Consider the following 22109-nt stretch of genomic DNA (forward strand, 5'->3'; position numbering starts at 1 on the left):
TCTTCTCGACGAGGCTTGGCTCCCTCACAAGGGAGTGCCTATATGCCAGATAAGAAGTCCGGGAGCCATATGTCCACCAACATTCCATCGCCGTCGCTGCCGGCGGGATCCGGTCCGGGTGGCCTGCTGAGGGTGGCGATCGGCGACGAGCACGCCATCGCGAGGGAAGGCCTCGCGGCCCTGCTGCATACGAAGGAAACGATTCGCGTTACCGGAAGCACCGGCGATGGCCGCGAGTGCGTGCGGCTCGTGTTGCGCGAGGAACCCGATCTCCTCATCTTCGACAACGCCATGAGCGGGCTGAACGGCGCGGAAGCGGTGCGACGGATAGGGGCACAGAAACCGCGAACGCGCTTGTTGTGCCTTTCCTCGCGCGACGATGCACGATCGGTGCGAGAGGCGTTCGATGCCGGTGTCCACGGATACGTCGCGAAGCGCAGCGGCTTCGCTGCGCTGTTGGAAGCCATCGATCGGGTGTTCCGAAGCGGATGTTACGTGAGTCCAGACATCGCACACGTGCTCGTCGAAGGATTCAGGGGGCGCCACGATACCTCCGCGGCCGATGTCCCCGCGCTGACCGCACGCGAACGTGAGGTGGCGAGGCTCTACGCCGAGGGCCTGGGTACGCGCGATATAGCGAGCCGCCTCAACCTGAGCATGAAGACGGTCGGCACCCATCGCGAACACGTGATGGAAAAGATCGGTGCGCGCAGTATCGCCCATCTCACGCGCTACGCGATTCGCGCGGGACTAGTCCGTATCGACGACTAGGCGATGTAGGCATCCGCCGCGAGGTCATGTACGAATCGGGCGGCGACCGATACCGGGATTGATCCGGATTTCGCAAAGTGTGGGCCAAGGCGAGGTATCGCAGCGTCACGAAAGAGAGGGACATCCATGGCAGATGTTCATCGGTTCGCACCCATCCTGTTCAAGCACGAAGGCGGGTACGTCAACGACCCGGTCGATCCGGGTGGCGCCACGAATCGCGGCATTACCATGGCGACGTTCAGGTCGTGTGCGAAGGATCTTCTCGGTATCGAACCGACCCCGGAAGCATTGCGCCAGCTCACCGAGATGCAGGCCGCGACGATCTACAAGGCCCTGTATTGGGATGCCATTCGCGGCGACGAAATGCATTCGCAGCACATTGCAAACATCGTTTGCGACTTTCAGGTGAATGCCGGGGCTAGCTCCTCCCGTCTGTTGCAGCGTGTGTTGAACCTGCTGGGTGCCGAGCCGAGGCTTCGTATCGACGGGCGCATCGGCAAGGCGACGCTCGGCGCCCTGCGCACGGCGGATCCCAACAATGTGCACGTGCTTTTCCAGAACGGACGGCGCGACTACTACCGCGACCTGGTTCAGCGTCGGCCGCCGCTCGCGCGGTTTCTAAAAGGGTGGCTTCGCCGCGTCGATTCGTTCGAGCCGCCCGTTTCCCGCAGGTAAGCGATAGATGCCTACACAGACACCCCTTCCCGGTTTGATCGAGGCGATGGCAGGCGCCGTCATCGATGCGCAAGAACGTGTTGAGAAACGTCAGCTGGCATACCTCGGCGAGTACTTCGACGAAGACAACCGACCGAAGAGCATTGTCATACGCATGCCGTCCATGCATCCGGACGCGACGGAAGAGCACGAAGATCTCTATCGCGCGCCCTTACTTCCCTTGGTGTCGACGAACTTCCTCCGCATCAAGGATGTGGAAATCAGTTTCGATGCGGACCTCAGTGGTCTCATGGATGAAAGCCCCGATTCGGCGCAGGAGGACAGCGCTGCAACGAAGTCGGCTCCATGGGGCCGATGGCGCGAGGGAAAGCCGAGGGTGCTGCAGGTGGACACCTCGGTGAAATCGGGCAAGGGAAAATCCGGAGCCGTGCACGTGGTGCTCCGGGTGGAGGCCGCCGAACCCAGCGAGGGGGCGGCAAGACTCATGAACCATCTGGCACAGACGCAAGGTGTGTTCCGTACGTTCAGGACCGACGAGTGATCCCTCGTCGTGCCGAACCGCGGGGAGCGTGGTGCACCCCGTGTATCCAGTAACAAGTAAAGGAGCTACGCCATGACCGGACTGGTCAACATGTCCCAGCAGTTCCAGGGTTTGCCCATGGGCGACCTGATCGGCGCGCCGCTCGGCGCGGCGTGCGATGCACAGGTGAAGCTTGCGCAGTCCACGGCCGATTTCATCAGGACCGTCGGCTTCGTGGAGAAGGAGGGTGGCGGCTCTGAGACGCGTACCGCCGACTTCAACTTCAAGCGCCCGGTGATCAACCCGGACGGAACCGCCGGCGAGGAAGAGGTCTCGATGGCGGTGCCGCTTCTGGCCATCGTGAAGGTGCCGAACCTTGGGGTATCCACGGTGGACATCACCTTCGACATGGAAGTGAAGTCCTCCTTCGCCGAAAAGACATCGAAAGACTCCTCCATGGAGTACGAGGTCAATACCGGTCTGAAAATCGGTCCGTTCTCGATGAGCGCCAAGGTGTCGGGGTCGGTCACGTCGCACTCGGAGAACACGCGAACCTCCGACAATTCGGCGCGCTATACGGTGAACCTGAAGGCCGAGGACAAGGGCATGCCCGAAGGCCTCGCACGTGTCATGGACATTCTGCAGACCGCCTGCGAGCCACGGGTGAGGCAGATCAATCCGCCGGCACCCGTCGCGCCGTAAGGAATGGACCGGCATGGGCGGGGCTCCGCGCCACGTGAGGTCCATGCCGTGACAAAGAGCCGGCCGTGGCGGAATGGATGCCGCGGCCGGCCACGAATGGAGACGAGATGTTCGACCTTACCGAGGTGAAATACGTAAAGCGCATCGTGGTGGGAAGCAACGATCCGGCCCAGATGAGTACCGAGGCCCAGGTCGAGCAGGCCAGGGCGCTCCTCAACCGATGCCTCACCGAGTCGCCCAAGGGCAAGATCATCGGCCTGGAGAAAAGCTTCACCATCCTGCAGATCGGCGAGCACCAGGTGGTGTTGCAGTGGCTGTCCTACCACGTCGGGTTTCCGCGGAAGCCCGGATGGATCGCCGATGCGTAAAGAGGCCGATGAGCAACCCCTCATGAGCGAGGTGGTCGATTCGGTGCGCGCCACGGCGTTGAAAGCGGAGGCGGGATTACGGCAGAGGGAAGGCCGGCATTGCGCCGCATTCGCCGAGATCGCCGTCGAGTTCCAATGCAGGATGAGCCCGCATTGGAACGAAGGCCGGAAGCGAACGGACATGCGTCTGAAGATAGGGCGGCCACGCTTTCCCTGGCTGGACCGCAGGGTCGTGCACAGTGTTCGCATCGTCTGCCGTCGCGCCGATGCATGGGAGCCACATGTGTACGTGAATGGAAAAAACGGAACGTCCGTCACCGCTGTGGCCGGACTAACCAGTTCAAACAAGGAAGGAGAAATAACATGAGCATGTCTTTGGCAAAGTATGTCCTGGTGTTCGCTGGCGTCCTCGCCGCGGCGTTCGATTCCACCTCGGCACAGGCGTCTTCTTGGGTCGGAGTGATGAAATCGGACAACGGCAAGCGTGCGCGCGTTACGGCGTTCGTGAATGCGGAAACCGTACAGCTCCGTTTCGGCGAGCCGGTTAACTGCACCATCGACGCCAATTTTCTCGATGTGGAAAACGGCACGTCGGTGTATCGATTCCACGTATCGCAGAACGGCGGAGCGTTCTGCGACCGGTTGTATCCGGGCGAACTGATGGTGACTCCCTCGTCGACGGACTCGCTGCGTATGAGCTTTCGCCGTCATCTCGTCCCGTGGTGGGGTGTGCTGGAGCGTGGCACCGATCGGTGAGGAGCATGTCCATGGACAAGGCAGCCATCGCGGACCTGTGGCTCTTATTGGCCTCCGTCGCCGGAGCGATCATGCCGGTGGCGATGTACACCGATAAGTCACAGGGTCGGGCGGTCGTCAGGGTGGTTTGCGGGACGCTCATCGCGGTATTCCTGGCGCCAGTGATAGAGAAACGTTACATGACAGACACCGATCTCGACGTACAGGCGGCGGTATCGTTCCTCGTCGGATGCTTCGGCCTCAACCTCACCGTGCTCGGGCAGAAGATCCTCGCCGACTACGGAGAAATCGTGGCGAAGCGGCTCCTGGGCCGCCTGACAAAGGGAGTGGGAAAGTGATACACACGCTCTTGTTCTTGAACCTTGGCGCATGCTGCCTCATTGTTCTGAGCGCGCTCTGGCTGGTCACGGATCATTCGAAGACACGCATCGTGCGCATGTGCTTCGGATTGATCATGTGCGGTGCATTCGTGAACGTCTTCGCGCTGTGGTCGGCGTTCGAGCAGTTTCATCCCGACCATCCGATCACCTGGCCTCCCGAGACCATGTTGAACCTGGGGTCCTCGATCCTGCTCGGCCGGTGGGCGTTGTCGTCGCTGCGTCCGGGCAGGGTGGCGAGCCCCCCGGGTTAGCGCCGCGGGGCTTGCGTGGCGATCTATACGCGTATTCGGCATCCGCCGCCGTATTGGCAGGATTCCTGCGGGAAAGTGGCCCTGTCCCGATCGTCTGGCCATAACGGTCGGGTCGCACGATCTGACGCCGTCCGAGCGCAGACTGGTTCACCAACCACGAGGAACCCTACCATGCGTAATACAACCCGCACCCTGCTTGCTTCGCTTGTCGCATTCGCTCTCGGTATCGGTGCCGCTCACGCGCAAACCGCCATGTCCGGCCTGGGTCAATCGTGGCCCAATGCCGCCGACATGAGCACGAGTCCGCGCTACCACGTGTACGTATTCGAGCGCGGCGGCACGCGATACATCCAGGTCAATGATGCCAGCGGCGCCGTGCGTGGTGCCTTTGCCCGCACGCCCTACAAGTTGACCGGCCTTCCTGTCGGTAACGACTCGCTTGCCACGCCGGACGAACGGTTACCGGCTCCCGTCAGCACCGCGGTCGAACTGGTCTACGACGACGGAACGGTGGCGGTGTTCGTCGCGCCGCAACCGGACGGCACCGCGCGCCTCATGGCCGTCCCTGCCGACTGCAAGAGCGATCCTGCCGAGTGCACCGGCCGGTAATTTGCCAGGACACCGCTCGTTGAGGAGCGGCAGGCTCCTCAGCGGCGGCGTCCGTGCATGGGGAGTTCCCGGGTTGCGAGGACATGCTGGGCGGCCTGCCGCCGGGCCACTCGAACGCCGAACAGCAGCGATGTCGTGATGATAAAGGCCAGGATGGTCTGCGCCTGAATCATCGCGGGATCCCTCAACGTGAAAGCCGTCGAGGCGATGGCGATGCTCGCAAGCAGCGAGCTGACGGACCCGCCGTGCCAACCGTGTCGCAACGACATCGCGATGACTGGCAGGCCCATGGCGATGCGGGCGCATTGCAGCGCGCCGTCGCTGGTGAACGAGGTGAGAGCCGTCAAGAGCGCAAGCAACGGGACCGCGATGAAAAGGGTGTCGCGAAACAACGGGCTCCGCCTGACGGCATGCCACGTGAACATGCCGCGTGGCTGCGCGGCCACACGTTCCCGGAGGCCAAGGATCGTGGGAACCAGTGCGAGTGCGCCAAGATAGGCGCCAAGGAACCAGACCAGGAAGAGCGGTACCGTCACGGCGGTGCCAGGCGACCCATCGCTCATCACCAAGGTCGTCAGCACCAGCGAATTCTCGGCCGCGGTGACCGCCGCGCACACGAGCGTGACAAGAACGATCAGGTTCATATTGATCTGGCCATCGTCTGATACGAGCGCCGCACGGTTACGCATGAACGCGACGATGGGCATGCAAAATACGATCGGTGGAATCGATGCGGCCAACGCCCAGGCCACGCCGAATATGGATGCATGCAGGAAGGCCATTTCAGCGATGGGAAGGGCTTCGCCTATGGCCAGCGCCGGCCAGAAGCGCCTGGGCACGAGGAGGAGGCAGGCCAGCCTGAGACCGGCGGGCAACATCCAATGGGAGAACGAAAAGTAACGCGTCAACTCATAGCCGGCGGCATAAGCGCCCGCTACAGCGAGATAGCGTCCCCAGACCAACGGATCCCTGTTCGTTCTGCCCACGTTTGAAGCCCCTCCGACGCTCGTCCTGACACGTATGGCCAACCGATGACGAGGCGCTTCATCCACTGACCGCTGATGGTCCAAGGCCCTGGCGACACCCAGGGGTTATTCCGACCGTTGCCTTAGTTTGAAGGTATAGCGGCCCCTTCGCCATCGACTGAACGGCGTTTTCGACGATTTGCCGAATTAGCGCCCGGATTTGCCGGGACTCACCAGCGCAGGGCGCGTGGACCGACAAGCGTACCCAGGGCGGCGGGGATCAACATGCCCAGGAGGTACCACGTGGACCAGAAGGGTGGCGCCATTTCCGGGCAGTGCAGGCAATAGGCCACGGTACCCGTCGCGCCGGCGAGCAGCCCCACCGCGGCCCCGGCCAGCCTTGGCCTGACCGGGGCCATGCCGCGCACAGCCCAGAGCATGGCCACGAACGCCGGCATGGCGAGGGTGGCGATGAGGATGGGGCAGACCCGCCAGGTGTGCCCCAGGATCAGCGGCAGGTGCGTGCCTGGGGCGGCATGGGCCAGCACCCAGCCCATGGCCACCCAACCCAGCGCCACGGGCGTGGCCAGCACCGCCCATGCGCCGCCCACCCGCACTCCGGGCCGTGCCAGGCGGGCCGTGACCCAGAGGGCGGCGGCCGCGATGGCGCCGGCATAGCACAGCCGGAACCAGAAGGTGGGTACCCGCACGGCATCTTCGATATCCGGCCGCACGCCCAGCAGCAGCACCATCAGCAGCAGCGCCACCACGAAACCGGCGATCCAGGCGAGGGCGAACCGCCGCGCGGGGGCGTGCTGGTCCACCGGCGGCGTCTGGGCGGCAAGCAGGGCGATGAAGTCGTCGGTCTTCATGTGTTCCCCCGAATGCGTGCCGCCAGGGCTTTCAGCCCCCGGTGCACGCCTACCTTCACGGCCGATTCGGACATGCCGCAGCGTTGCGCCGCCTCGGCGACGGACAGGCCCTCCAGCTTCACCAGCTGAATGGGCAGCCGATGGCGGTCGGGCAGGGCCTGGAGCAGCACCGCCACGTCACGGCGGGCGTCGGTGGGCTCCACATCGGACGCGACGAACAGTCCCCCATCGTCGTCGAAGGGGTCGTGCAACGCCTCCCGGCGCGAATGGGCTCGGAAGAAATCCATCAGCTTGTAACGGGCGATCGCATGGACCCAGGCGGTAAGGGGTTGTTCCGGACGGTAAGTGTGCCGCGCGTTGTGTACCGCCAGGAGGGTTTCCTGAAGGATGTCCTCCACGTCGTCCCGCGCCCGTGGCAGGCGGCGGCGAAGGTACGCGCGAAGGTGACCCGACAGGCCGTCGAGGAAGCGTCGATACCGCGCGGCGTCGCCTGCCAGGCCGGCGACGAGACAGACGCGCAGTTCGGCCTCGGCCGCGGAGGATCCGGCCGGTCGCGGTTCGAGGGGTTGCGCACTGGCCTGCCGGCTTTTCATCGACAGCGTTTTAGCCGCGTTGCGTAGGACATCGCAAGGGACCGGGCGCGCGGGCTGCAGGAATAACCATGGGAGTACCTCGGTGGCCATGTACCTGATTCGTCCGAACGAGGCGCCCGGTTACAGATGTTTCGCAAGCTTTTTCGTTGTAACCGGGTTGGCCGTGCCAGCGAACTCGTCAGGTACCCGGACATTCCCGTCCGTCTTCCGAGGAGATACACATGAACCGTCACGCCGCCACGCTCGCCCTTACCCTTGCCGCCCTGGTGGGCGGTGTCGCCCACGCGGACGACACGCAGGGCGCGAAGAAGCCCGCCATGGAGAAATGCTGGGGCGTTTCCAAGGCCGGCCAGAACGACTGCGCCGCCGGTCCGGGTACCACCTGCGCGGGCACGGCCAAGGCCGACTACCAGAAGAATGCGTGGAAGCTGGTTCCCGCCGGCACGTGCACGTCGATCAAGACGCCGCACGGCAACGGCTCGCTGACGAAGGTCGGCTGACGCCATGCGCGGGCCGCTTGCCGCCGGTATCGGCTTCAAGCCGCAACACATCGACGACGTACTGCGATGCACGTCGCCGGGACTGTGGCTCGAAGTGCACCCGGAAAACTACCTTGGCGGCGGTCCGCTCCCCGCAATGCTCGACGCCGTGGCGGACAGGCATCCGATCTCGCTGCATGGCGTGTCCCTTTCGCTGGCATCTGCCGCACCGCCCGACACGAACCATCTGCGCCGCTTGCGCCGGCTCGTCGACCGCGTGAAACCGGTACTTGTGTCCGAGCATCTGGCGTGGTCGTCATGGGCTGGCGCATACCTTCCCGACCTGCTGCCGTTCCCGCGCACGCACGAAGCCCTCGCGTGCGTGGTGGAGAACGTGCAGCGCAGCCAGGACGCCCTTGGCCGCGCGCTGTCGCTCGAAAACCCGTCGCACTATCTGCCGATCGACGGGCACGACTGGAGCGAAACCGATTTCCTCGCCGAGCTCGTACGCCGCACGGGTTGCGGCCTGCTGCTCGACGTCAACAACGTGTACGTGAGCGCTCACAATCTCGCCCTCGACGCGCGCGCGTATCTGGACGCGTTCCCCCTGCGTGCCGTTACCGAAATTCACCTGGCGGGGCATGCCGTCGACGACGGACTCGCCGGCGGATTGCTCGTCGATTCCCACGACAGCCCCATCGCCGATCCGGTATGGGAGCTTTATCGCCACGTGCTGGCGATCGCGGGCGCGCGCCCCACGCTGATCGAGCGCGACGGTCATGTGCCGGCCTTCGACGAACTGCATGCGGAATGCCAGCGGGCCGCCGCGTTGCTGAGCGAACGGCGGATGGCGGCATGAACGGGTTCGCCGCATTCCAGCGCGACTTCGCCGCCGCGCTCTTCGCCGACACGTCCTCGTTCGCTCCCGTGAGCCATCCGGCGTTCGCCGTCTACCGCAACACCGTGATGCGCGCATGCCTGGACGCGCTGGAGGCGAACTTTCCGGCCGTGGCATGCCTGGTGGGCCGCGACTGGTTCCGGTCCGCCGCCGCCATTCATGTCGCATCCTCTCCGCCGCGCGACGCACGGCTGGCCATGTACGGGGAATCGTTCGCCGACTTCCTCGCGGGCTTCGAGCCGGCGGGCAGTCTTCCCTACCTTGCCGACGTGGCCCGGCTCGACCGCCTGTATATGGAAAGCCTGCATGCCGAGGACGTACCGACGCTGTGCGCGGATCGGTTGGCGGCGCTTGGCCCCGGGGCGTTGGCCAGGACATGCGTCCGTCCACATCCGGCCACGCGCTGGTTCTCCTCCGCTATGCCGTCGCGAACCATCTGGGAGGCGAGCCGTCGTGGCGAGGCGGTGCACGCAGACCTCTCGTGGCAGCCCGAACAGGCGCTCGTGCTTCGCACGCCGCAGGGCGTGCACGTGCTGTCCGCGGGGCCGCTCGAGATCGATCTGCTGGAGGCATGTGCGGCCGGCGCCACGTTGGGCGAGGCGACCCTGGCCGCCGCAACAACGCACCCCGACGCCCGTATCGACCTCACGCTTTCCGGGCTCCTGCGGTCCGGTGCATTCGCCACCCCATGAAGGAATCCACCATGACATCCGACATCCTCGTATCGAGCCGCCCCACCTTGCGTGACCGCTGGAATGCCTTCGCCGATCGTCTCCAGGCATGGATCGGCCACGACCTGCTGGCGCTGGCGGGGCGTTTTTCCATCGCCGCCATCTTCTTCCAGTCCGGGCGCACGAAAGTGGAAGGCTTCCTTACCGTTACCGACAGCACGTACGAGCTGTTCAGCAGTGAGTACCGGTTGCCGTTGATTCCACCGGAAATCGCAGCGCATCTCTCGGCCGGCGTCGAAACCTTCGTGCCCGTTCTTCTGGTGCTTGGCCTGGCCACGCGCTTCTCGGCGTTCGTCCTGCTCGGCATGACGACCATCATCGAAATCTTCGTCTATCCCGATGCCTGGCCGACGCATCTCTCTTGGGCTGCCATTCTCCTTTACCTGCTTGGCCGCGGAGCGGGTCGGTTTTCCCTGGACCGGGTCTTCGGGATTCGCTGACAACTCACCTAGAACAAATCTGAAAAGCGGGCCGCGCACGCATTCGGCGCCCGGCGCAGCGGCAAACTAACGGATGCGACGCCCGGCCACTCTCGGTTGCGCGCGCATTCGATAGTGGACGGCACAGCGGTATGACAGGCAAGGCACACGCGGAAGCGGATCCCAGGGCACACGAGGAAGGAGCCGCAGCGATCGCTGCCCTGCGCAGGGAGCTCCACACAGGCATGCGCGATCTTCGCACGACGATGCGCGCCGGGCTGGACCGGTCGGGCCAGGCGTTCGCCGCCGACGCCCAGCAGACGATGACGGCGGTGCGGCACGAGGTGAGCGAGATGGTGGGGCGAATCAATCGTGCCGCCCGCAGCTTCGAGCTGCATTCGCTCAACCTCGCGCATCTGCGCAGACGGCTCTACCTCGGCATGGGCGGCATGCTCCTTCTTTCCCTTGCGGGCGTCGTACTCGTGTATCAGGCCTTGTATGGGCATTACCGCCAGGAGTACGAGCGCCTTCTCGGAGAAGTTGCGTACCTCAAGGCGGTGAACGGGGCGGACGTGGCTCCGTGCGGCGACGGTCGCCTCTGTGCGCGCATCGACGAGGCGGCGCCTCCCCTGGGTGGCGATGGGCAGTACCGGCTCGTTCTGCCGAGGCCTTGAAGCCCCAAGCGTTCCATGAACGTCCGGTCCTCCCCGATGGGAAAAAGGTATCCTTCTGTAACCGACGGGCCGGGTCGAACGAATTCGACAATGCCATTTCGGCAAACCTTCCTGTCACGGAGAAAGATCATGAATACCGCCACCCACAGCATCGCCGCCGCTGCCGCCGTCTTCGCCGTCTCGGTCGCCGCGATCTCCGCGCCCGCCCACGCCGGGGAACAGGCCGCCGGCAAGACGGTGCATTGCTACGGCATCAACAGCTGCAAGGGCACGTCGGACTGCAAGACCGCCCACAACGACTGCAAGGGCATGAACAGCTGCAAGGGCCAGGGCTTCAAGGAAGTTTCCGTGAAGGAATGCAAGGCCCAGGGCGGCAGCGAAACCGCCAAGTAATCGTGGTGGCCCGGCCGGCCTCGCGGCGGCCGGGCCTTTGCGTGGAGCATCCGATGTCCCATTCCCCACCGACAGCGATATCCGGGTTCGGACTGGGCCTGCGGGTTCCCCATTACGACGACTTCCTCGGAGCACAGCAGCCCGTCGACTTCCTCGAAGTGATCTCCGAGAACTTCATGGTGGATGGCGGCAGGCCGCTCGATGTGCTCACCCGTATCCGCGAGCGCTACCCGGTGGTAATGCACGGCGTGTCGATGAACATCGGTTCGAGCGACGGCGTGGACCCCGTCTACCTGCGCCGCCTGCGCCGGCTTGCGGATCGCGTGCAGCCGTCATGGGTATCCGACCACCTCTGCTGGACAGGTGTGGAAGGCTTCAATTCGCACGACCTCCTTCCGTTGCCTTACTCGGAAGAAGCGCTCGATCTCGTGGTCTCGAACGTGCACGCCGCGCAGGACGCCCTGGGGCGCCCGCTGGTGCTGGAGAATCCTTCCACGTATCTCGCCTTTCCCGAGGCCGCCATGGGCGAGGCCGCGTTCCTCGCCGAGTTGTGCGCACGCACGGGATGTTATCTGCTGCTCGATGTCAACAACATCTACGTGAGCGCCACGAACCACGGACACGACCCGGACGACTGGCTGCGCCATCTGCCGCTCGACCGGGTGCTTCAGGTCCATCTCGCGGGGCACAGCCAGGGCACCGACATGCTGATCGACACGCACGATGCTCCGGTGTGCGATCCGGTGTGGGACCTGTACGCGCGCTTTGCCGAACGGCTCGGCGACGTGGCGGTCATGATCGAGCGCGACGACCGTATCCCGCCCCTCCGCGAACTGCTGGCGGAGCTTGCACACGCTCGCGAGCTGGCCGCTCGCGCCGGGGCACGCGCCGCATGAACCTCACCGAGCAACAACGCGCCTTCGCCGCCGCGATCGCGTCGGGCACGGTGCCCGAGGGCATCGATCCGCGTGGCATGGCCGTGTATGCGAACAACTATCGTGCCCAGCTCCTCGCCTGCCTGCGCGACACCTATGCCAAGACCGTGCTCTGGCTGGGCGACGACGCTTTCGACGCCAACGCCCGCCGTTATATCGACCGCCATGCGCCGTCGTCATGGACGCTGGACGATTACGGCAGCGAATTCGCCGACTGGCTCGACCATGCCTATCCGGCGGACGCGGAGGTCGGCGAGCTGGCATGGCTGGACTGGCACCTTCGCCGCGCTTTCGCAGGCCCCGACGTGCAACCCATGGAAGTACGCGACCTGACAGCCGACGACTGGGACCGCGTGGAAATCGACTTCGTGCCGACGCTGCGCTTTCGCCTCATGCGCAGCAACGCCGTGGCACTGTGGCGCGCACTGGCCGACGAGGTGTCGCCACCGCCGATCGTTCTGGTGGACGCAGGCGTCGGTGCGCGCGTGTGGCGGCAGGGTCTGTCGCCCCGTTTCGCCAGCATGACCGCGGACGAAGCCACATGCCTGGATCTCGCACTCGCAGGAGCCAGCTTCGGCGAAATCTGCGCCGGCCTGCGCCGCACACACGACGAGGAGCAGACTGCCCGCATCGCCGGCGGTTGCCTGGGCGCGTGGACAGCCGAGGGCATGATCCGCGGTTTGCGTCGATGATCGACGATGCACATCTCGCGCATGGCCTCGCCGGCGATCAACTCACGCCCGACTGGCCGCCTCTCGTGGCGAACGAGGTGTCGTCGGTCGTCGAGCGCATTCCCGGCCTGGGTGCGCTACGTGTCATCGAATGGCGAAGCCCGCGGCCGCTTTCCGCCGCCGCGCTCGTGGCCACGGCAAACGGTCGTGTATTCGTCAAGCGGCATCACCGCAGCGTGCGTACCGAGGCCACACTGAGCGAGGAACATCGGTTCGCCGCCCACCTTCGCGAACGCGGTGTTCCCATGCCGCGCGTTCTCCACGACGCCGAGGGCGCCACCGTCTTCGGTACCCACGACTGGGTCTACGAGGTCCACGAGCCCGCGCGCGGCGCCGACATCTATCGCGACGCATTCTCCTGGTCGCCCATCGGAGGCAGGGAGCACGCGCTCGCGGCGGGAGCGATGCTGGCAAGGCTGCATGTGGCCGCCGAGCACTACGAGGCACCGCAGCGGAATACGCACATCCTCGTCGCGCGTGCGGACATCCTCGCATCGAGCGATCCGCTGGCGGCCATCGCCGCGCAGCTTCCCTCGCGTCCCGGGCTGGCCCGCTACCTTGCCGCGCGCGACTGGCGCAGCGAGATCGGCGCCGCCATCCTTCCCTGGCACGATCGCGTCGCCGCCCGGTTGCGTGCCCAGCCGCCGCTCTGGACCCACGGCGACTGGCACGTCTCGAACCTGTGCTGGAGCGGCCCGGAGGACGACGCGGTCATCACCGACGTGCTCGATGTCGGCCTCGCCGCGCGCACCTTCGCGATGTTCGACCTCGCCACCGCCATCGAGCGCAATGCCATCGCCTGGCTGGAGGTGAACCGGGGAGACATCGCGAGGCACGACCTCGCCCTGGCGATCGTCGCGGGGTACCGGTCCGTCCGGCCGTTCGACGCCGCCGCGATAGACCTGCTCGCGGAACTTCTTCCGCTCGTGCACCTGGATTTCGCGCTGTCCGAGGTCGAGTACTTCGAGGGCATCACGAAGCGCCGGGATCACGCGGATGTGGCCTACCACACCTTCCTGCGCGGCCACGCCGCGTGGTTCGAAGGCGCCCACGGCCGGGCCCTGCTTGAGGCCATTCGCAGCGCCGCTTGACGATTCGTGGTTCAATACGCGTTCTAGAAGCGGGGGTGCCTGGCAAAGCCGGGCTGAGAGAGTCCCTTGGAACCTGACCCGGTTAGTACCGGCGTAGGGAGCTTGCAGAATCACTGAAGGCCGATCGCGCCAGTGGTTCGCCGTCGCTTCGTCCGTGGACCCGAAGACGACGATGACCCTCTCCCGCACTCCGCTTTTCCTCGCCCTGCTGTTCGCCGCCTCCGCCCATGCGGCCGACGAACCGGCCACCCCTCAGCAGGCACGCACCCTGCCCACGGTGGATGTTCACGCGACCACCGCGAACAGCTACCGCGCGACGGACTCGCAGCTGGATACCTTCGGCAGCTTCGGCAGCGCGCCGCTGCACGACACCCCCGCGTCCATCACGGTGTTGACCCGGGCGCAGATCGACGATCGCCAGCCGCGCACGCTCAGCGAACTCGTGCGCGGCGACGCCGCGATCAACGACAACTATGCCCCCGCCGGGTATTACCAGGACGTGTCCATCCGCGGCTTCCCGCTCGATCTCGCCACCGGCTTCCGCTTCAACGGCATGATCATGTCGGCGGAACAGCTGCTGGCGCTCGAAGGGAAGGAGCGCGTGGAGGTGCTGAAAGGCCTGGGCGGACTGGAAGCCGGCGTAGTGGAACCGGGCGGCCTGGTGAACTACGTGAGCAAGCGCGCAGCGAACGTGCACACCGCCACACTCGGCACCGACTCGCACGGCTCGAACTACGAAGCCCTGGACCTAGGCACCTGGTTCACGCCGGACTTCGGCATGCGTGTGAACGCCGCCAACGAGAAGACCCATTCGTACATCGAGCACGCCGACGGCCGTCGCAGCTTCGTTTCCGTGGCCGCGGACTGGAAGATCGGCGAGAAGGCCACGCTGCTGCTGGACACCGACTACCAGACCAGCGGCCAGCGCTCGGCGTCGGGCTACCAGCTGCTGGGCGGCACGGATCTGCCGCGACACCCGAGCCGCACACGGCTGCTCGGCTATCAGCCGTGGCAGCGTCCGGTGGGCATCCATTCGAGCAACACGTCGCTTCGTTTCAACTACCGTTTCAGCGACAACTGGAACGCGCAGGTTTCCGCGGGACACAGCCACACCGTGATCGACGACAACGTGGCGTTCGCGTACGGCTGCTTCTACTCCGAGGCATGCGCTTCCGGGGCCACTCCGGGCTATTTCTTCGCACCCAACGGCGACTACGACGTGTACGACTTCCGCAGCCCGGACGACACACGGCGGAACGACGAGGTGCGTGGCGTGCTAACAGGCAGCTTCGCCACGGGGTCTGTCGATCACGAGTTGAACGTCGGTGCGACGTCGTTCCGCCGCACCGTCGACCAGCGCGCCTATGTGTACGACTACGTGGGTACCGCCAATATCGACGACCGTGCGGTGCCGGTGTTCGACCCCTCGCCGAACCAGCCGGGGCCATCGGTGCGTCGCCTCACGAGCTGGCAGCGCACCCTGTTCGCCATCGACCGCGTGCACCTGGGCGAGACATGGCAGGTGCTGGCGGGCGCGCGTTTCGTCCGTCTCGACGAGCGTTCGTACGACAGCGACGGCGCGCTCGAACGCAACACCCGCATGAGCAAGTCGTTGCCTCAGGCCGCCGTGCTCTGGCAGCCCACGGCGCCCCTGACCACGTACCTGAGCTACGGAGAAGGGTTGTCGCTGGGGCGCGAGGCGCCTTACTGGACGTCGAACGGCGGCACCACGCTCGCGCCGCTGCATTCGCGACAGGTGGAGGCCGGCGTGAAGTATGCAGTAAACGACGCGTTCGACGTGCAGGCCGCCATCTTCCGCATCCGGCAGGCCTACCAGTTCGCGCGGCCTGACGATACGGCCGAAGGCTTCACCTTCGTGCAGCAGGGGCAGGAAGTGCACACGGGCTTGGAGCTGAACCTCGCGGGCCGCGTCACCGAGAACCTGCGGCTTACCGCCAGCGCCAACGCCATCCGTGCGCGCGCCGAAAATACCGGCGTTCCGGCTTACGAAGACCACCAGGTCGTGAACGTGCCGCGCTGGCGCACGGCGGTCTACGCCGACTACAGCCTGCCGTTCGCGCCTGGCCTGGCCGTGCTCGGCGGGTGGCGCTACGCCGGCTCGAACGTCGCTACGCCGGACGGCGAGCGCCGGGTGCCGGCGTACCACGTGTTCGATGCGGGCCTGCGCTATGCGACGAGCGTGAGCGGCCACGCGCTCACCTTCCGGCTCAATGTCGACAACGTCTTCAACCATTTCTACTGGCGCGACACGGGATCGTCCGGCGGCGACAGCTATCTTTTCCCGGGGATGCCTCGCCTCGCACGCCTGTCGATGACGTATGACTTTTGAATTGTCCCCCTTCGAGGTGTTCGCCGCGCTGGTGAGCGCGGCGGGCGTATGGCTTACCGCGCGGCGCAGCCCGTGGTGCTGGCCGGTGGGCCTGGTGTCGGTGCTCGCGTACGCATGGATCTTCGTCGATGCGCGGCTGTATTCGGACACCTTGCTTCAGGCCATCTTCGCCGTGCTGATCCTGTACGGATGGCATCGCTGGCTGCGCAACCTCGACGGCAGCGGCCACGTGCGCGTCGCCACGCTGCCGGCGCGCGACGCGGCGCTGCATCTGGCGATAGGCACGGCGGCGGCGCTCGCGCTGGGTTACGGCATGCATCGCTACACCGATGCCTCGCTACCGTGGCTGGACGCGGTGCTCACCGCCTTCAGCCTCGTCGCGCAATGGTGGCAGGCGCGGCGCCACGCGGCCGCGTGGTGGCTGTGGATCGTGGTCGATGTCTTCTACGTGGGGGAATACGTGTACAAGTCGCTGCCAGTGACGGCGATGCTGTACACCGGATTCATTGTGCTGGCGGCAATGGGCCTCAGGGCGTGGCGCAGAGGCCTGGACGGACAACAAAGTCCGCGATTTTCAGATTAGTTCCATTGGGCAAGACCGGCGAAGTGCCGCATCATTGCCGGGTCGCCGCGGGTTGGTGGAGTTCGCTCAAGGACTTGAGTGCCACACGCCAGCCGGTGAACGGCAACGGCCGGGGCGTGGGACGCGCCCCGGCCGTTCTTGTGTCAAGGCCGCTTCTGCGGCGAGGTGCCCCAATCGTCGGGGCCAAACGACAAGTGCAACACCGCGTGGGCATCGTCCTCCTGGGGCGGGTCGTATTCCAGGCTGGTGCAACCGCTTGCCTGTTGCCGCTTCGCGGCCAACGTCGCCGTCCTTGCCATCTCCGCCGCGTGGTCCACCGTGCCGGCGCGGCCCGGCTTCAGCAACAGGCGGTAGCCGTCGGGGCTCACACCGTCCTTCAGGCCCGACGGCGGCGGCTGCCCGGGAGTCGACACCATGATGTCCATCTTCTTGCCGCATGTGCCCGTGCTCACGATGTCGAGGCCGCCGAGCAGGTTGCGAATGAACGGGTCGGCGTCTTCGGCCAGCGAGTCCACGGCTTCCACCACCGTGCTGAGGCGGATCTTCACGAAGTACAGCTTCCGGTAGAAAAGGTAGGCGCGTGACGTGAGCATGTCCTGCTGGGCATCGAACACGATGGGCAGGAAGCGGCCCTCCACTTTTTTCCCATCGGCCAGCATGGCGGTGTAGGGACTCTCTTCGCCCCACCACACGTTGCGGTAGATCTGCTGGCGCTCCGCGAACGCCACCGATTCGCGGAAATCGTCCATCGCCCGCTTCAGCATGGCGGCGCTGTCGCCTTCGCCGGCCGGGTAGATGAACACGTCCGCCACGATCCACTCGGCGTTGTCGATCCGGTAGCGCAACGACACCCCGGCGGCGATGTCGCCTTCGTCGGCATAGTTCTTCACCGCTGCCAGGGTCGCGTCGCCCAGGCGCTTGGGCGCGACGATCCACGTGTCGTCCACCACGCCGCGATGCTCCACGGGGCCGGGCGCCGCCAGTGGCGGCTCGGCGGCGGCAACCTGCGCATGCGTGCCCGTGCCGGCCAGCAGGCACAGCGCGACGGGGATCACCTTCCAGCGAAACATCTTCACCACGGCCCCAACGTCATTCGAACGCAATCCCCCGGTCGCGCACTATAGCCGTCCATTCGTCTCAACGGGAGCGCTTCGTCGCACGAAGCCGCCGACGTAGAAAAGTCAGGGTCGCTGCTTCCAATTTCCGCGGAAACCGAAGGCAGGTCTGCGGAACCCAGCGATGCAGGTGGCCGTCGGTCCAGCCGGAGAAGACCTCCGGGTGGATGTACGAGGCACGGCACACAGCCGGCGTGTTGCCGAGCACGGACGCCACTTCCTTCACCGCACCGGCGAGCACGGATTTCACGGCGCGCTCCCCGCCTTCTTCGGGAAGCGTGAGCGCGGCCAGCGTGGCGACGGCCTGGACGGTGCCGCCCCAGGTTCGGAAATCCTTCGCAGTGAACTCGCCGCCGGTGATCTCGCGCAGGTAGTCGTTCACCATGCCCGAGTCCACCGGCTGCGGCTGCCCGTTATCGTCGATGTACTGGAACAGCCGCTGCCCCGGCAGTTCCTGCACGCGGCGCACGGCCTTTACCAAGCGGCGGTCGTCCAGTTGCACGTCGCGCCACAGGCCGCTCTTGCCGCGGAAGTGGAAGCTGATGCGGCCCTTCCGCACGGCGACATGGCGGGAGCGCAGGGTAGTGAGCCCGTACGAGTTGTTCTGCTTGGCGTAGACGTCGTTGCCGACGCGGATCATCGTTTCTTCCAGCAGGCTCACCACGAGGGCAAGCACCTTATCCCTCGTCAGCCCGGGCAGGGCCAGGTCCTTGCGCAGGCGGCGGCGAAGGCGCGGCAACGCTTCACCGAACTCGAGGATCCGCTCGAACTTTCCACGGTCGCGCACGTCGCGCCAGCGGGGGTGGTAGCGGTACTGCTTGCGCGATCGGGCGTCCCGTCCGGTTGCCTGCAGATGGCCGCGCTCGTTCGCGCAGATCCAAACGTGGGTGTACGCCGGGGGGATCGCGAGCGAACGGATGCGCTGGAGCACGGCCTCGTCGGTGATCCGGCCGCCGTCGGCGTCGACGTACTGGAAGGAACGCCCCCGTTTGCGGCGCGCGATACCCGGGTCGGTGTCGCACACGTAGACCAGGCCCGCCGCTTTCGCGTGGGCCTGTTCCTCACTGACCAGCGCGAGCGCTTCGGGTGGCGGATTCCGGGACATGGCCGGAACTATGTCCCGGCGTGCGATCAAGGCACGGTGAATGCCCCGTCAGGCAACCCGGCAGAACACGGCCTTGAGGTACCGGTTCTCGGGCACGTTGCTTGCCACCGGATGGTCGGGGCCCGCGCCGGCGACGTCCAGCACCTGGATGTCCCGACCGGCGTTCAGTGCCACGCGCCGGATCATTTCCAGGAAGTCGGCTTCGCCGACCAGTCCCGTGCAGGAGCAGGTAAGCAGGATGCCGCCGGGGGCCAGCACATCGAGCGCGGTGCGGTTCATCGCGAAGTACTTCTTTAACGCGTTGATCACCTGGTTCCGGTCGCGCGTGAGCTTCGGGGGATCGAGCACCACGGCGTCCCAGGTTTCCCCCCGCTCGATGGCGGCGCGCAGCCATTCGAAGACGTCGCCTTGCTCGAAACGCGCCGTCACCCCGTTCATGCGGGCGTTCTCGCGTGCCACCTCGAGGATGGCCGCGTCGGCATCCACGCCGGTGGCTTCCAGAGCGCCGGCCTTCATGGCATGGACGGCGAAGCCGCCGGCGTTGCAGCAGAGGTCGAGCACGCGGCGCCCACGGGCGAGCGCGGCGAAGCGGCGGCGGTTCTCGCGCTGGTCGGCGAAGAAGCCGGTCTTGTGGCCGAGGCCCGGCGCTGCATGGAATGCGAGGCCATGTTCGTGCACGTCCACGGCGGCGGGCGCTTCGTTGGAGCGCACGTCGAACGACTCCTGGCGCTGCACGTGCTGCTCGGCGAACCAGTACAGCGAGGCCCCGGGGAAGTGACGCAGCAGTTCGGCGTGGATGGTCTCGCGGAAGCGCCACATGCCCGCCGCGAAATATTCCACCACCAGGTGGTTCGCGTAGCGGTCGACCACGAGCCCGGACAGCCCGTCGCCTTCGCTGTGCACCACGCGCCAGGCGTCGCTCACTTCGTCCAGGCGCAGCAGCTCGCGGCGCAGTTCCACCGCGCGCGCGAGGCGGGCCGCGATCCAGCCGTCATCGATGCGTTCGTCGGGACGGGTGGTCAGGAGGCGCAGGGCCACGCGGGCATGGCCATTCCAGAAACCGCGACCGACGAAGCGGCCCTTGGCGTCTTCCACGTCCACCACGCTGCCCGGCGGAAGGCGATCGGCGGGTTTGACGACCTGGGCGGACCAGATCCAGGGATGGCCCGGCGTGCGGTCGGACTTCAGGCGAATGACGGGGAGTGCGGGAGCGTTCATCGGTGAATGATACCGGCCCTCAGCGACCGAAGCGCAGGACGAGCCACGACGCCAGCGCGAGGAGGTTGATGCCGATGTGCGCGGCGGAGGGGCCGCCGAGGGCCAGCAGCCATCCGTGCTCGGCGACGGCCCAATCGAAACCCAGGCGCGGCGAGTGCTGCAGCGTCAGCGAGAGGTTCGCGTACGCACCGCTGGAGAGGGCGTAGCTGAAGAAGGGCGTGGCCACCAGCGGCGCCTGCAGGAACTGCGCCCAGATCGACATGCTGGTGCCGCGTCCGTCGTTGCTCGCCAGCAGCACGCCCGCCACGAGGATGAAGGCGAACAGCAGCACGCCCAGGACCGCGACGATCGCGTCCACGCCGCCAAAGCGCCCGCCGAGCAGGCGGTCGAACTGGTGAACAAGGCCGAAGAGCCCGCCGGCGATCTCGAAGACGGCGATGACGCGGGTGAGGAAGGAATGCATGGGGTCTCCCGGTAATGGCAGGCGGCGATTATGGCCTGTGGGAACCGTTCACAGATCGTCGGCGATCTCGTGCAGGTCCGCGATGTGTTGTTCCCACCAGCGGGCCTCTTCCGCGAAAGGGAAGGCGGCGGGGAAGGCGGGATCGTGCCAGCGCTCGGCGATCCAGCCTGCGTAATGCACCTGGCGCATAGCCCGCAGCGCGGGCACCAGGGCGAGTTCCACCGGATCGAAATCGCGGAACTGGCCGTAGCCCTCGAGCAGCGCGTCCATCATGGCGTCGTCGCCCGCCAGCATCCAGAGGTCCTGCACGGCAGGGCCCATGCGGGCGTCGTCGAGATCGACGAAGTGCGGCCCCGCGTCCGTCCACAGCACGTTGCCCGGATGGCAGTCGCCGTGCAGGCGGATCTGGCGGAGGGGGCCGACGGCTTCGAACCTGTTCGCCACGGCCGTGTCCACGCGACTCGCCGCATGCCGGTACGCATCGAACAGGTGGGCCGGCAGCAGGTCGGAACCGAGCGCGGCGCGCATCGGCGCCTCGATCATCGTCGCCCTGTCGAGCGTGCCCCTCGCCTTGAAACGCTCGCGCGAGCCGACGGCGTGCATGCGGCCGAGCAGCCGTCCGAGCCATTCCAGCTGGTCCGCCGATTCCAGCGACGGCGCGCGTCCGCCCCGGCGCGGATAGACCGCGTAGCGGAAGCCTTCGTGGCGAAGCAAGGTACGCTCGTGTACCACGAGCGGCGCCACGACCGGCAGCTCCGCGTCGGCCAGTTCCAGCGCGAAGGCGTGTTCCTCCTCGATGGCGGCATCCGACCAGCGGCCGGGACGATAGAACTTGACGACCACGAAGCCGCCTTCGTCGAGGCCGACCTGGAAGACGCGATTCTCGTAGCTGTTCAGCGTGAGCAGGCGGCCGTCGCTCCAGCGGCCCGCCGCGTCGACGGCGGCGAGCACGAGATCCGGCGAAAGCGCGGCGTACGGCGCGGCGCCGCTCACGCGCGCAGGTTCCCCGGCGCACCGCCCGGCGACGGGATCACCGCCATGGTGAGGCGGGAAAGGCAGACGAGCCGCCCCTGTTCTTCCTCGATCCGTATTTCCCACACCTGCGTGGTGCGTCCAAGGTGCACGGCCTTCGCCGTACCGGTGACGATGCCGCTGCGTACGCCGCGGATGTGATTGGCGTTGATGTCCAGGCCCACCGCCACTTCCTTCTCCGTGTCCAGCGTCAGCAGCGATGCGGAGCTGCCCAGGGTCTCGGCGAGCACGACCGACGCGCCGCCATGGAGCAACCCGAACGGCTGCTGGGTGCGGTGGTCTACCGGCATGGTGCCCCGCAGCCAGTCGTCGCCGAAGGCGGTGAAGCGAATGTCGAGGGTTTCCATCATCGTGCCGCGGCTCCAACCGTTGACGCGGGCGAGATCGATGGGTTCTTTCCAGATGGCCATGCCTGAGCGATTCCTTTGGG

At 66.1% G+C, this 22109-nt stretch carries 30 protein-coding genes and 1 riboswitch; of the genes, 21 read left to right on the forward strand and 9 right to left on the reverse strand.

Features of this window, described 5'->3' with window-relative positions; translation table 11 throughout:
• The first annotated feature begins 69 nt into the window (after positions 1–69).
• From FHS47_RS17245 to FHS47_RS17290, 10 genes are all read left to right on the forward strand, one after another.
• Entirely contained in the window at positions 70–771 is a 702-nt protein-coding gene (locus tag FHS47_RS17245; RefSeq protein WP_167031052.1) for a response regulator transcription factor, read from the forward strand.
• Between the two features lie 126 nt (positions 772–897).
• On the forward strand, positions 898–1446 hold the full coding sequence (locus FHS47_RS17250) for a glycosyl hydrolase 108 family protein (protein ID WP_167031055.1): 549 nt from the start codon (positions 898–900) through the stop codon (positions 1444–1446).
• 7 nt (positions 1447–1453) lie between these two features.
• Entirely contained in the window at positions 1454–1987 is a 534-nt protein-coding gene (locus tag FHS47_RS17255; protein ID WP_167031058.1) for a DUF2589 domain-containing protein, read from the forward strand.
• 72 nt (positions 1988–2059) lie between these two features.
• Complete coding sequence (locus FHS47_RS17260; RefSeq protein ID WP_167031061.1) at positions 2060–2668, forward strand: DUF2589 domain-containing protein; 609 nt, start codon at positions 2060–2062, stop codon at positions 2666–2668.
• Between the two features lie 107 nt (positions 2669–2775).
• Positions 2776–3036: a hypothetical protein gene (locus FHS47_RS17265; RefSeq protein ID WP_167031064.1), complete on the forward strand. Its 261-nt coding sequence runs from the start codon at positions 2776–2778 to the stop codon at positions 3034–3036.
• Positions 3029–3403, forward strand: coding sequence for a hypothetical protein (locus FHS47_RS17270; RefSeq protein WP_167031067.1), 375 nt, complete (start codon positions 3029–3031; stop codon positions 3401–3403). The genes FHS47_RS17265 and FHS47_RS17270 overlap by 8 nt, the downstream gene beginning before the upstream one ends.
• On the forward strand, positions 3400–3792 hold the full coding sequence (locus FHS47_RS17275; RefSeq protein WP_167031070.1) for a hypothetical protein: 393 nt from the start codon (positions 3400–3402) through the stop codon (positions 3790–3792). Before FHS47_RS17270 ends, FHS47_RS17275 begins: the two co-directional genes overlap by 4 nt.
• Positions 3793–3803: 11 nt before the next feature.
• Entirely contained in the window at positions 3804–4130 is a 327-nt protein-coding gene (locus FHS47_RS17280; protein WP_167031073.1) for a hypothetical protein, read from the forward strand.
• Complete coding sequence (locus FHS47_RS17285; RefSeq protein WP_167031076.1) at positions 4127–4423, forward strand: hypothetical protein; 297 nt, start codon at positions 4127–4129, stop codon at positions 4421–4423. Before FHS47_RS17280 ends, FHS47_RS17285 begins: the two co-directional genes overlap by 4 nt.
• Positions 4424–4594: 171 nt before the next feature.
• On the forward strand, positions 4595–5032 hold the full coding sequence (locus FHS47_RS17290; protein ID WP_167031079.1) for a hypothetical protein: 438 nt from the start codon (positions 4595–4597) through the stop codon (positions 5030–5032).
• 38 nt (positions 5033–5070) lie between these two features.
• Here FHS47_RS17290 and FHS47_RS17295 read toward each other — a convergent pair whose 3' ends face one another.
• The 3 genes from FHS47_RS17295 to FHS47_RS17305 all read right to left on the reverse strand — a co-directional run bounded on the left by FHS47_RS17295 (position 5071) and on the right by FHS47_RS17305 (position 7462).
• Entirely contained in the window at positions 5071–5994 is a 924-nt protein-coding gene (locus FHS47_RS17295; RefSeq protein WP_167031082.1) for an MASE1 domain-containing protein, read from the reverse strand.
• A 233-nt stretch (positions 5995–6227) separates the two neighbouring features.
• Entirely contained in the window at positions 6228–6869 is a 642-nt protein-coding gene (locus tag FHS47_RS17300) for a DUF1109 domain-containing protein (protein ID WP_167031085.1), read from the reverse strand.
• The gene (locus tag FHS47_RS17305) at positions 6866–7462 is read right to left on the reverse strand and encodes a sigma-70 family RNA polymerase sigma factor (protein ID WP_167031088.1); all 597 of its coding nucleotides are present in this window, start codon (positions 7460–7462) and stop codon (positions 6866–6868) included. The genes FHS47_RS17300 and FHS47_RS17305 overlap by 4 nt, the downstream gene beginning before the upstream one ends.
• 221 nt (positions 7463–7683) lie before the next feature.
• Between FHS47_RS17305 and FHS47_RS17310 the strand changes: the two genes are divergently transcribed.
• The 11 genes from FHS47_RS17310 to pnuC all read left to right on the forward strand — a co-directional run bounded on the left by FHS47_RS17310 (position 7684) and on the right by pnuC (position 16746).
• Positions 7684–7962 (forward strand): DUF2282 domain-containing protein, encoded by a 279-nt coding sequence (locus FHS47_RS17310; protein WP_167031091.1) that lies wholly within the window; start codon positions 7684–7686, stop codon positions 7960–7962.
• 4 nt (positions 7963–7966) lie between these two features.
• A complete protein-coding gene (locus FHS47_RS17315; protein WP_167031094.1) occupies positions 7967–8800 on the forward strand; it encodes a DUF692 domain-containing protein in 834 nt (277 codons plus the stop codon).
• Positions 8797–9531, forward strand: coding sequence for a DNA-binding domain-containing protein (locus FHS47_RS17320; RefSeq protein ID WP_167031097.1), 735 nt, complete (start codon positions 8797–8799; stop codon positions 9529–9531). Before FHS47_RS17315 ends, FHS47_RS17320 begins: the two co-directional genes overlap by 4 nt.
• 11 nt (positions 9532–9542) lie before the next feature.
• Positions 9543–10010: a DoxX family protein gene (locus tag FHS47_RS17325; protein WP_208382110.1), complete on the forward strand. Its 468-nt coding sequence runs from the start codon at positions 9543–9545 to the stop codon at positions 10008–10010.
• Between the two features lie 224 nt (positions 10011–10234).
• On the forward strand, positions 10235–10663 hold the full coding sequence (locus FHS47_RS17330; protein WP_167031103.1) for a hypothetical protein: 429 nt from the start codon (positions 10235–10237) through the stop codon (positions 10661–10663).
• A 129-nt stretch (positions 10664–10792) separates the two neighbouring features.
• Entirely contained in the window at positions 10793–11056 is a 264-nt protein-coding gene (locus tag FHS47_RS17335) for a hypothetical protein (RefSeq protein WP_167031106.1), read from the forward strand.
• 53 nt (positions 11057–11109) lie between these two features.
• Complete coding sequence (locus FHS47_RS17340; RefSeq protein WP_167031109.1) at positions 11110–11952, forward strand: DUF692 domain-containing protein; 843 nt, start codon at positions 11110–11112, stop codon at positions 11950–11952.
• Positions 11949–12683, forward strand: a complete 735-nt coding sequence (locus FHS47_RS17345; protein ID WP_167031112.1) for a putative DNA-binding domain-containing protein — start codon at positions 11949–11951, stop codon at positions 12681–12683. Before FHS47_RS17340 ends, FHS47_RS17345 begins: the two co-directional genes overlap by 4 nt.
• On the forward strand, positions 12680–13813 hold the full coding sequence (locus FHS47_RS17350; protein ID WP_167031115.1) for a phosphotransferase: 1134 nt from the start codon (positions 12680–12682) through the stop codon (positions 13811–13813). Before FHS47_RS17345 ends, FHS47_RS17350 begins: the two co-directional genes overlap by 4 nt.
• Positions 13814–13834: 21 nt before the next feature.
• Positions 13835–13930, forward strand: a riboswitch (TPP riboswitch).
• 55 nt (positions 13931–13985) lie between these two features.
• Complete coding sequence (locus FHS47_RS17355; protein ID WP_167031118.1) at positions 13986–16163, forward strand: TonB-dependent siderophore receptor; 2178 nt, start codon at positions 13986–13988, stop codon at positions 16161–16163.
• A 1-nt stretch (position 16164) separates the two neighbouring features.
• Positions 16165–16746, forward strand: coding sequence for a nicotinamide riboside transporter PnuC (gene pnuC / locus FHS47_RS17360; protein ID WP_167032308.1), 582 nt, complete (start codon positions 16165–16167; stop codon positions 16744–16746).
• A 143-nt stretch (positions 16747–16889) separates the two neighbouring features.
• Here the strand turns inward: pnuC and FHS47_RS17365 are convergent, their stop codons facing one another.
• The 6 genes from FHS47_RS17365 to FHS47_RS17390 are packed head-to-tail and all read right to left on the reverse strand — an operon-like array spanning position 16890 to position 22089.
• Positions 16890–17825, reverse strand: a complete 936-nt coding sequence (locus tag FHS47_RS17365; RefSeq protein WP_167031119.1) for a hypothetical protein — start codon at positions 17823–17825, stop codon at positions 16890–16892.
• Positions 17826–17883: 58 nt separating this feature from the next.
• Positions 17884–18966: a DNA topoisomerase IB gene (locus FHS47_RS17370; protein WP_167031122.1), complete on the reverse strand. Its 1083-nt coding sequence runs from the start codon at positions 18964–18966 to the stop codon at positions 17884–17886.
• 48 nt (positions 18967–19014) lie between these two features.
• Positions 19015–20184, reverse strand: coding sequence for a class I SAM-dependent rRNA methyltransferase (locus FHS47_RS17375; RefSeq protein WP_167031125.1), 1170 nt, complete (start codon positions 20182–20184; stop codon positions 19015–19017).
• Between the two features lie 19 nt (positions 20185–20203).
• The gene (locus tag FHS47_RS17380; RefSeq protein ID WP_167031128.1) at positions 20204–20647 is read right to left on the reverse strand and encodes a hypothetical protein; all 444 of its coding nucleotides are present in this window, start codon (positions 20645–20647) and stop codon (positions 20204–20206) included.
• Between the two features lie 48 nt (positions 20648–20695).
• Positions 20696–21640, reverse strand: coding sequence for a serine/threonine protein kinase (locus FHS47_RS17385; RefSeq protein WP_167031131.1), 945 nt, complete (start codon positions 21638–21640; stop codon positions 20696–20698).
• The gene (locus FHS47_RS17390) at positions 21637–22089 is read right to left on the reverse strand and encodes a hotdog fold thioesterase (RefSeq protein WP_167031134.1); all 453 of its coding nucleotides are present in this window, start codon (positions 22087–22089) and stop codon (positions 21637–21639) included. The genes FHS47_RS17385 and FHS47_RS17390 overlap by 4 nt, the downstream gene beginning before the upstream one ends.
• Positions 22090–22109 lie beyond the last annotated feature (20 nt).

The organism is Luteibacter sp. SG786 (genome assembly GCF_011759605.1).
Lineage (GTDB): Bacteria > Pseudomonadota > Gammaproteobacteria > Xanthomonadales > Rhodanobacteraceae > Luteibacter.